This window comes from Myroides phaeus, assembly GCF_009799805.1.
Lineage (GTDB): Bacteria > Bacteroidota > Bacteroidia > Flavobacteriales > Flavobacteriaceae > Flavobacterium > Flavobacterium phaeum_A.
This window is the reverse complement of sequence record NZ_CP047050.1, coordinates 1,313,328-1,323,286: the sequence shown is the minus strand read 5'-3', so window position 1 is coordinate 1,323,286 and position 9,959 is coordinate 1,313,328. Positions and strand designations below refer to the sequence as shown.

10 protein-coding genes and 2 tRNA genes are annotated in these 9,959 nt (G+C 31.1%); 8 read left to right on the top strand and 4 right to left on the bottom strand.

Annotated features, from left to right (window positions below):
- Window positions 1–81: 81 nt before the first annotated feature.
- On the top strand, window positions 82–687 hold the full coding sequence (locus GQS07_RS06020) for a master DNA invertase Mpi family serine-type recombinase (protein WP_016650130.1): 606 nt from the start codon (window positions 82–84) through the stop codon (window positions 685–687).
- A 472-nt stretch (window positions 688–1,159) separates the two neighbouring features.
- On the opposite strand, the gene GQS07_RS06015 is transcribed toward GQS07_RS06020, so the two are convergent.
- The 3 genes from GQS07_RS06015 to GQS07_RS06005 form a co-directional block, all read right to left on the bottom strand.
- Window positions 1,160–1,240: transfer RNA gene (locus GQS07_RS06015), tRNA-Ile, on the bottom strand.
- Window positions 1,241–1,492: 252 nt separating this feature from the next.
- Entirely contained in the window at window positions 1,493–2,719 is a 1,227-nt protein-coding gene (locus tag GQS07_RS06010; RefSeq protein WP_158210038.1) for a site-specific integrase, read from the bottom strand.
- Between the two features lie 267 nt (window positions 2,720–2,986).
- Window positions 2,987–3,919 carry an NAD-dependent epimerase/dehydratase family protein gene (locus GQS07_RS06005; RefSeq protein ID WP_158210037.1) on the bottom strand — a complete coding sequence of 311 codons (933 nt, stop codon included), beginning with the start codon at window positions 3,917–3,919 and terminating at the stop codon, window positions 2,987–2,989.
- A gap of 1,087 nt (window positions 3,920–5,006) precedes the next feature.
- On the opposite strand from GQS07_RS06005, the gene GQS07_RS06000 reads away from it, so the two are divergent.
- From GQS07_RS06000 to GQS07_RS05990, 3 genes are all read left to right on the top strand, one after another.
- The gene (locus GQS07_RS06000; protein ID WP_158210036.1) at window positions 5,007–5,735 is read left to right on the top strand and encodes a hypothetical protein; all 729 of its coding nucleotides are present in this window, start codon (window positions 5,007–5,009) and stop codon (window positions 5,733–5,735) included.
- 132 nt (window positions 5,736–5,867) lie between these two features.
- Complete coding sequence (locus tag GQS07_RS05995; RefSeq protein ID WP_158210035.1) at window positions 5,868–6,236, top strand: DUF983 domain-containing protein; 369 nt, start codon at window positions 5,868–5,870, stop codon at window positions 6,234–6,236.
- Between the two features lie 47 nt (window positions 6,237–6,283).
- Window positions 6,284–6,354: transfer RNA gene (locus tag GQS07_RS05990), tRNA-Trp, on the top strand.
- A 42-nt stretch (window positions 6,355–6,396) separates the two neighbouring features.
- On the opposite strand, the gene GQS07_RS05985 is transcribed toward GQS07_RS05990, so the two are convergent.
- Window positions 6,397–7,272, bottom strand: a complete 876-nt coding sequence (locus GQS07_RS05985; RefSeq protein ID WP_158210034.1) for an AraC family transcriptional regulator — start codon at window positions 7,270–7,272, stop codon at window positions 6,397–6,399.
- Window positions 7,273–7,455: 183 nt separating this feature from the next.
- Between GQS07_RS05985 and GQS07_RS05980 the strand changes: the two genes are divergently transcribed.
- The 4 genes from GQS07_RS05980 to GQS07_RS05965 are packed head-to-tail and all read left to right on the top strand — an operon-like array spanning window position 7,456 to window position 9,896.
- Window positions 7,456–7,743, top strand: a complete 288-nt coding sequence (locus GQS07_RS05980; RefSeq protein ID WP_158210033.1) for a hypothetical protein — start codon at window positions 7,456–7,458, stop codon at window positions 7,741–7,743.
- 6 nt (window positions 7,744–7,749) lie between these two features.
- A complete protein-coding gene (locus GQS07_RS05975) occupies window positions 7,750–8,127 on the top strand; it encodes a hypothetical protein (protein WP_090405754.1) in 378 nt (125 codons plus the stop codon).
- An 8-nt stretch (window positions 8,128–8,135) separates the two neighbouring features.
- The gene (locus tag GQS07_RS05970; RefSeq protein WP_158210032.1) at window positions 8,136–9,278 is read left to right on the top strand and encodes a glutathionylspermidine synthase family protein; all 1,143 of its coding nucleotides are present in this window, start codon (window positions 8,136–8,138) and stop codon (window positions 9,276–9,278) included.
- A gap of 45 nt (window positions 9,279–9,323) precedes the next feature.
- Complete coding sequence (locus GQS07_RS05965) at window positions 9,324–9,896, top strand: pentapeptide repeat-containing protein (protein ID WP_090405760.1); 573 nt, start codon at window positions 9,324–9,326, stop codon at window positions 9,894–9,896.
- Window positions 9,897–9,959 lie beyond the last annotated feature (63 nt).

The window sequence follows — 9,959 nt, the reverse complement described above, 5'->3', positions numbered from 1 at the left end:
TTACAGTTATATTAAATGTCTATATTTATTTTAGTCAGTAAGTGTTTATTTTAAACCATTTTTGTATAAAATTTACACAATATGATATACGGATATATTAGAGTAAGTACCGACAAACAAACGGTAGAGAATCAACGATTTGAAATCAACCATTTTTGTGAAAAGCAAAACATTATAGTTAGCCGTTGGATAGAGGAAACTATTTCAGGCTCGAAACAAGTCGATGATCGAAAGTTAGGAAAGCTTCTTAAAAAAATGAAAAAGGATGATATTCTTATTTGTTCAGAACTGTCACGTCTTGGACGTAACCTATTAATGATTATGGGAGTTTTAAACGAGTGCATGAATCGTGATATACAAGTTTGGACAATTAAAGATAATTATCGTTTAGGAAGTGACATTAATTCAAAAGTTTTAGCCTTTGCCTTTGGATTATCTGCTGAGATTGAAAGAAATCTAATCTCACAACGCACAAAAGAAGCTTTAGCACGTAAAAAAGCTGAAGGAGTTATTCTTGGTCGTCCTGTAGGAAGTAAGTCTGCTAAAACGAAATTAACAGGTCAAGAAAAGAAGATTAAAGAACTTCTAGATAAGAATGTTTCTTATAGCGCTATAGGTCGGATTTTAGGAGTTCATAGATTAACTGTTACAAGTTTTGTGAAGAATAATTCGAATTTATTTACATAAAGTAGCTATTTTCACCTGAAAATTAGCCCCCTTAATCTGTCTTTTTTAAAAGACAACTCTTTAATAAATAATACGCTAATGGGTTTTATTATAGCTTAATCTAAACTCAAACCAGATAGAGCTTTATTAGAACAATTGTGAGAAATGTCCACCATATGAATAAAAAAAATATCAACTGAAACCAAAGAAGATCGAGGGCTTTTACTACTTATGCAACAAGCAAACAAAAAACAAAGTAGTGAGTAAAAGATAAATAATGAAATTTTTGAGTGATAATAAAAAATAACTCAACAGTTTTCCTCTTGTATTTTAGAATAATAGATGTAAGGATATTGTATTGAATCGTAAAGTGATTTAGAAAATGTCTATCCTTGGCTCTTTAAAATAGATAGTTACACTACGTTAACTAGCACCTAAATTAGCCCCCGTAGAAACAAAACCCTTTAAACATTAATGTTTAAAGGGTTTTTTGCAGAGATGAAGGGATTCGAACCCTTGAAACCTATTGGTTTTACCGAGTATCAATGGGCTACATTACCACTATCTCAACTCCGAAAAAATAACATTCATATTTTCTCGAAAATAAAAGAAGTATACACCTCAAATACAATAACATTTTAGTTCTAAACCTAAGTTGCAATATCTAATTTTATATATTTTACTGTAAAGCATCTCTCCAATATTAATTTTTCACTAAACAAGAAACATCATAATGTATATAAAATCTATATGTTAATATTTGTAACTTCTATTTTAAACTTATACCAATTATCACTGCTATGTTGCAAAGGAATAACTTTATAAACTAAAACACACTCTCAAACACTTCATCTAACTCATCCTTACTAAAATCTTCCACATAAGCTTCAGTAGTTTTAATAGACTGATGACCGAAGGCTTGTTTAAGCATGTATAGATTTACACCTTTTTTTAGTGATAAAGTCGCAAAAGTATGACGAGCGGTATAGAAGGTTACTTTTGTTTTAATACCGCAATCTTTTGCTATCAATTCTAATTGTTTGTTATAATAATCTCTTACACTACTTTTTCGTGCCCTTAGCTCTTCTTTAGTATATAGGCTTATATCCTTGTCCAGAATCGAAAAAATATAATTTGTATCAAATGGTCTATAGATTCTGAAATAGTTCAGAATAGTGTCCAAATCTTTATTGTCAGGTATCTTTACATTAATAGCTACCCCCGTTTTATTGCGGATATAACTAAAGCGATTAGAGTTTATATCATCCCACTTTAACTCAGCGATGTCTGTAAAATTCATCCCACGACAAAAGAAGCTAAATAAATAAGTATATAACACCTTAGCTCTTTCAAGGTTTTCTGAAAAATCATAATCAAGTAACATCTGTAATTCCTCTTTTGTAAGGGCTTTCTTTATCTTAGTTGATTTCAACTTAGATATCACATAATCTCTAAAAGGATAATTATCCTGAGATGCTATTTTAGATTTAATGGCAGAATTGTAAACAGCACGAATATTACGCATATATAAAGAAATACCACCATTCGTACAACCTCTTGATCTTAAATCTGATTCGAATGCAACCAAGAAAGTATAATCAATTTGTGCAAACTCATATTGAACTACAATAGGTTTAAAGCGCTTTAAAGCACAAATGGTATTGTAATATGAATACGAAGAACTTATTTGACCTGATTCCTTAAACAGATCAATTCTCTTCTGAAAGAAATCTATAAACTTTAACTCTTCAACTTTCTCAGGTCGAAACAAAGAATCAAATATTTCAAGGGTAAAGTTTTTTTCTTGCTCAAGCATTATATCTAATATTTTTGATGCTTCTTGTTTAAGCGTGTTCAATATTCTATTAGATTGTAAAAAGTTTGGAAACTTTGAAGTAAATTCACCTAACTTTTCATTCCATAATTTAGGAGCTACACTATAAGGTGTTTTGTAAAACTTAGACTTTCTATCAATAGTAATTCTAAGATTGATTGGATAGGTACCATCACTTAATTGTGTTTTCTTTAGTACGATTTTTAAACTTGCTTTCATCTTAATTGGTTTTGAGTACAACATACGTACAACAAATAGGCACTTATGGTGCAATTGGATGAAACGAAAATATTTTTAAAAAATCGTATAATACTGTTATTCAACAACTTTGAAACAAAATACAACTATCTGCAAAGCTTCATTATTTTTCTCATAATCAGGTGGTCCCTGGTTCGAGCCCAGGTTAGACCACAAAAGAACCCCTCATTACCTTGGTAGTGAGGGGTTTATTTTTTTTAAGGCATTAAAAACTTTTACTCTAAAACATCACACTCTTTTCTGCTCCTCTTTAATCTTCTCAATTCCTTCTTTATAAGCTGTTATCTTAAAATCAGGAAAGCGTTTTTTAAACTTACTTGAATCAAAAATATTATCCTCTCCATAGCGAGGTAACAATTCTTGTAACTCTTTTACTTTCTCAACAAACAAAGCACCAATAGACAACAACCAATTTGGAATAACACGATAAGTAAACTTCTCACCATATACTTCAGAAACTAATGTAATAAACTGTTTATAAGTAAGGCGATTGTCATCACAAGGTAAATGCCATGTCTGTCCATAAGCATCTGGTGTATTCCCTATCAATGCCATAGCTCTACTTGCATCTGGTGTCCAAATCAATGTTCTCAATACATCATCTCTCAACAAAACTTTTAGTTTTTTACCACCTTTTATAGCGTCAAAAATAAATGTGTTTGTAATACTCTGTGTTTGACCAGGACCATAAAACTCTGGAGCACGACAAATCACTGCATCAATTTCCTTTGCTTTCATTGCTTCTAAAAGCATCTCTACAATTTGCCTTCTTACCTTCCCTTTTCTCCCCACAGGAGCAAAAGCTATTTCTTCAGTAAGAACTTTATCATTTTGAGGATACATATAGGTATTATCAAAAAAGACTAACTTAGTGTTATGCGCTTGACAAGCCGCTATAACATTTTGCATAATTACAGGAAACTGCTCTTCCCACATCTGACTATTCATTGGTAACCCTAAAGTAAAATAAACGATATCACTTCCTTCTACAGCTTTAAAAGCCATTTCTCTATCTAATAAATTCGCAACAAATAACGCATCCGTATCATTTACTTTCTTAGGCTTTCTACTTACCAGCCTTATGTCTGACGTATAATTTAATTTTAAAGCTTTAGCTAATTCTGTACCTATTTGCCCATTTGCTCCTAATATTGTCTGCATAACTTCTCTGTTTTCGTTTCTATATATCCTTTTCAAAATTCAAAAAGTTATAATACAACGAAGTTAAAAAACTATAACAACTTCAATCATAACTCAATCACAAATTTCTTAATCCTAATCCTTGAATTAAAGTTAAATCTAAGTGCCCATTCTCCCAAATCATAGTTCTTATTACTAACATTATAAGTATAAAATCACCAATACAAAAAACACTTTTAATCAAAGATACTCCGACACTCATCTGACTATTGTCCGACTAAATCCTTATAAAGCCAGTATTCTCGGAGCATTGTCGGAGTATTGTCGGAGAAATGCCCTATAAGCCTAACAAATACGTATATTAAGTAATGGGCTACAATATGCTAATTACCACGTAAACAAAAAACAAAACACTAACAACCAATAACTTATAAAATAAAAAACAACATACTAATAACAATAAAAAATCACTCATTTTTATATATTTGGGGAATAAAGTGACAAAAACACAACTCTTTTTACTCCAAAAACATTCTTTTTCTAATAAATAATGAGTAAGAATATTACAATCCACCTATAAGTAATCACCATTAACATAACTATTCATTGATTAACTTTTCAAGAAAAAGTCTATTCTTAAATGAATTTATAGAGACAACAAAAAACACTCAGTAACATTCACTTAACTTTTAAAAACAATCTCAAGACACCACTTCCCTCACCAATGATAGATCATTAATAATCGCAATATTTACCAATACATTTAACTACAGTAATACACAAAAAAACAACTTGTGTTAATAAACACATACATTTACACAGATAAAGACAAAAAGAATAAATCTAAATCAAAAAATTAATAATTTACTTTAATATACTACAACAATGTAGTAAATTGCAATAAACTAAATAAAGTACCGTTATCATTCAACATCTATAATTTGCTTAATAAGAAATTATTTCTTCAAGTCTATATATCTTATAAGAATTGGACTATTGATAACCAATTATATAGGTTTAAAAATATTTAAAATAAAATCATATTTTTTATATTAAATTTGCGAGAGGTTAAAACAAAATTGTTATTTGAATTAATAAAATAAAGAAAATGAAAAAGGTTATATTCTTATTTTTAATATTAACATCACTGAGCTCAGTGTATGGACAACGTAAATCGAAAAAGGTTGAAACCAAACCAAAAATCGAATACTTAGATATCAGAGAAATTCTTGAAAACACTTCTGAATTAGGATTGACATCTAAACAAACTGCAGCTTTTACAATCAAAAATGAATTCATTAAAAGAGATTTACAAAATCTTAATTCAAAAACAGATATTGATCCAGCTGAATTAAAAATGAATCGTCGTGACCTTGTTATTGGATATACTCAGTTCATTGAGCGTACATTAACAGAGGATCAACTTGAGAATTGGACAAAAATCAAAAAAGAAATTGAGGAAGCTAAAGCTGGTGAAACAGATTATAAAACTGAATTAAAAGAGTTAGAAACTGAATACAAAGCTAACGTTAAAGAGATTTATAGAAGATATAGTAAAGACCGTAAGATCTATTACGCTCAAAGAGATATAGCAAGAAAACAACTTGAAGGTAAAAAACTAAAACTTCAAAAGAAATATGAAGTTGCTAATTTAGAAGAAGGAGTAGAAGATGAAAAAGTACTTACTTTAGAAGAAATTTTAAACCTATCTAAAGAATATGATGATTATTATAACGAACCTACTCAAAGAAGTCCTCTTGAATACTTAGAGATAAGAGAAGAGAATTCAAATGGAAATGGGGAAGTACAGTATAACGAAGAAGAAGGAGATTATTAATCTCCTTTTTTTTTGTTCTTTTTTATCTACAAACCTTATCTAACCAAATAATGTCCGAATTATACAAAAATACAAGTGTATTAAACGGATTGAATTCATATTTTTTCACGAAATTTGCACAAAAATTAGATTATGTCTTATATCAGTAGAGTTGTTAGCGGTAAATGTCCAAACTGTGGGAAAGAGAAGATTTTTCACGATAATGGGAATCCTGTTACGTTCAGAATGCCGAAAATGACTAAAGATTGTACTTCTTGTGGATATAATTTTCACAGAGAAACAGGTTTTTATTTCGGTGCGATGTATATGAGTTATGCTCTTACAGTAGCTGAAATGGTAGCAGTAATGGTAGTTCGCTATATTTTAAACGCAGGTTTTGGCCTGAATATCAATTTACTACAAACTTTCATTGCAATTGTCTTCGTAGTCTTTATTTTATGGACGTTCAACTATAGATTATCAAGAATTATGTGGCTGAATATGTTTTATAAAAAAGAGTAGGATTATTAAATAAAAGTTCTTTATATTTGCACCACTGAAAAACACAAACGGGTGTAGTTCAAGGGTAGAATAGCGGTCTCCAAAACCGTTGATGGGGGTTCGAATCCCTCCACCCGTGCAGATCAACAAAAAACTCCTTAAGAAATTAAGGAGTTTTTTTTTATTCATATTTCTTCATAAAATCTTTCGGTGTATAGCCTGTTTTCTTCTTGAATACTTTTGAAAAATAAGAGTAATCTTCATAGCCTAAAATCACTGCTATATCACTAAAACTTTTCCCTGTATATAAAAGCATACGTTTTGCTTCAAGCACTACTCTATCCAATATTATATCTGTTGTCGTTTTATCAACAAGTGTCTTACAAATTCGATTCAAATGTTTTTGTGTCATATTCATCCACTCTCCATATACCGCAGCAGACTTCTCTGTTCTAAAGTTCTTTTCTAATAAGTCTTCAAAATGTTGAAAATGGTTATTGTAATGCATATTTGCAACCACCTTAAATGATTCTCCGTGTAACAACATTCTGTTCGCTTGTACATAAAACAAAGAAGCTAAACTCACCAATACATTATTTTTCTTCCATTTCGCACTTTTAACCTCAGTAACCATCTGCTTCATTAAATAAACAATAGAATCAATCTCCTTTTCTTCTACCATAAAACCATTTGGATAAATTGCAGATTTGAAAACAGGATATTCGCGTACTGTCTCTCTAACAAAAAACAAGTCGAAAAACTCTTGAGTATGAAAAAAGATATAACCATCTATATCAGCTGACAATTCCCAACTATGTGTTTGCCCTGGTGCAAGCATAAAAACAGCTCCTCTTTTTACCTCAAAACTATTAAAGTCTATTTCGTGTGTACCTGAGCCATTGGTAAATATCATACAGGTATAAAAATTATGCTTATGAGGCTTCTCAATATGTGTATGATTCGAGATTAAATGCTTAGGAATTGTATTTGCATAAAAATCAGCTCGAAGTACATTCTTCGTCAAATCCCGCATTTGTAAGATAGTTATTTCATCCATTCTCAAAAATTAAAGGTCAAAAGTAACAAATAAAACAACAATCACTTACTACCTCCTATTCTCCATACGTGAAATACATACAAAATATTCGCAATTATAAAATAAACAGAAAATGGGTAACTACTATTTTACCTCCTTTTCTTAGCAAACTTTATTATCTTTAAGCCTTTAATTGAATTTCTTATGAAATATATATTACCTCTTTTATTCGTTTTTACATTAGTTTCTTGTTCTGAACAAAAACAAAACAACTTAGAGCCTATTGACAAACAATCTGCCAGAGAAGTTACTCTGAAAGCTGTAGTTGCTGGTGATAGTATCTTACATATTACAAGTCAAAAAATATGGGCTAACGGACAATTAGTTGCACAAAAAGTTGATACTGTAAAAACGCCTAAAGAAATCACTGTGTGGGGAGAAAAAACGCCTACTACATTAGTGAAAACACCTATTTATGTAACTGTTGAATAATTGAATATGAGAAGGAAAAGTAGTAAAGCAGTTTCTCTTGTGCTGATTACAGCAACTTTAGCCGCTTGTTCTAAGCCACAAGAAAACCAAGAGCAAAAGCAACGCGTCTATATGCGTGCTGATAGTAGCGCTCCTTATACAGAAGTAACTGACCAATACCAACAACAAAGAAGTGGTGGTATGGGAATGGGTAGTGCTTTTTTATGGTATATGGCTTTCCGCCCTATGATGGGTGGCGGTATGGGCTATACAAGCCAAGGAATTGCTCCTCAATCAAATGTTGGTAATAATACGCACAAAGCAAATGCTTATGCCAAAACTCAATCTGCAAGAGGTGGTTTTGGAAAAACAGCGACTGCTAAAAATAGCAGTGCTTCTTCTTAACGATTGAAATGAAAATAAAATATTTAACTGCCAATGCTAATTGGCAACACCGCTTAGAACAAAACGGCTTTGGTTATCATACGGATGAAGAAAATACACCGTATTGGGTAGAGAATTACTATTATAGTATTAACGAAGCTTTTGCTGATGAAGTATATACTGCAACAGCGGATTTATGGACAATGTGCTTAGAAGCTGTTGACCACGTTATTTCAAACAAATTATACGATCAGTTTCAAATTCCTGTATATATTCATCAATACATAGAAGATTCTTGGGAAAATGACGTTCCGAGTATCTATGGTCGTTTTGACTTTGTCTTTGATGAACAAAAAAAACAATTGAAGGTGTTAGAATTTAATGCTGACACACCTACTTCATTGTATGAAACTGGTGTTGTACAATGGCAATGGATGCAAAACTACTTCAAAGATAGTGTTGACCAATTTAACGCTGTTCACGATAGATTAATTGAGTCGTGGCAAGAAATTAAACCTTATCTAAAAGGAGATACCTTACATTTTAGCTGCGTTAGAGAGTCGCTTGAAGACTTAACTAACTTAGAGTACTTAAGAGACTGTGCTATGCAAGCAGGCATAAATACAAAGCTTATTTACATTGATGATATTGGTTGGAATGGTGATACATTCACTGATTTAGAAGAAGAAGTAATCACAGATATCTTTAAACTTTATCCTTGGGAATGGTTAATCTACGAACCGTTTGCTCTGCATATTCCAAATGATAATGCAAAAGCAAATTGGATTGAACCAGCTTGGAAGATGATTCTTTCTAATAAGGCGATTATGGCTGTGTTGTGGAAATTATATCCTAACCATCCTCTTTTATTGGAAACATACTTTGACGAACCTAAGGGAATGTCTGACTACGTAAAAAAACCTTTACTTTCAAGAGAAGGTGCTAACGTTACAATGTATAAAAACAACCAAATTATCGAGGCTTCTGCTGGTGAATATGGTGAAGAAGGATACATCTGTCAAGAATTAGCGCATCTTCACAAAGAAGAAACAGGGTACTCTATTATTGGTAGCTGGGTAATTGGACAAGAACCTTGTGGTATCACATTTAGAGAAAGTGATAAGCTAATTACAACGGATAAAAGTAGATTTATACCTCATATTATTGAATAAGTCTTGGGTATTATTTATAATTCTCAAACATAAAAACAAACTTAGATGACCCCAGAATTTATATACGACAAGACATACGAAAACACTGTTTTCAACTTTAATGACATTTCTTTTAGAGAATTTGAGAACTGTAAGTTTATCAACTGTGACTTGAGTGCTTGTTCTTTTTTAGCAACCTTGTTTATTGATTGCGACTTTACAGAATGTAATTTTAAAGATGCTGAAGTAAACTATGTAGGTATTAGAAACTGTAATTTCAACAAGTGTAACTTTACAAGAGTAAACTTTGCAATGATAGATCAAACTATTTTTGAGTTTACTTTTACGGATTGTAATCTTGAATTTACACAGTTCTATGGATTAAAACTGAAACGTCAACTGTTTTCAAATTGTAGTTTAGTTAGTGCTGACTTTATGGAGGCTGACTTAACAATGGCTATGTTTGACAATTGTAACTTATATCGCGCTGTATTTACTAAGGCAAACGCAGAAAAAGCAGACTTTTATACAAGTTATAATTATGAAATTGACCCACAATCTACCAAACTTAAAAAAGCTATTTTCTCTGCTCAAGGATTAGCAGGATTACTAACACAACATCAATTAGTTTTAAAATAATTTAAGTTTACTTCATTTTCTTATAACAAAAACGTACCTTTATTACGTTTTAATATAGAAAAT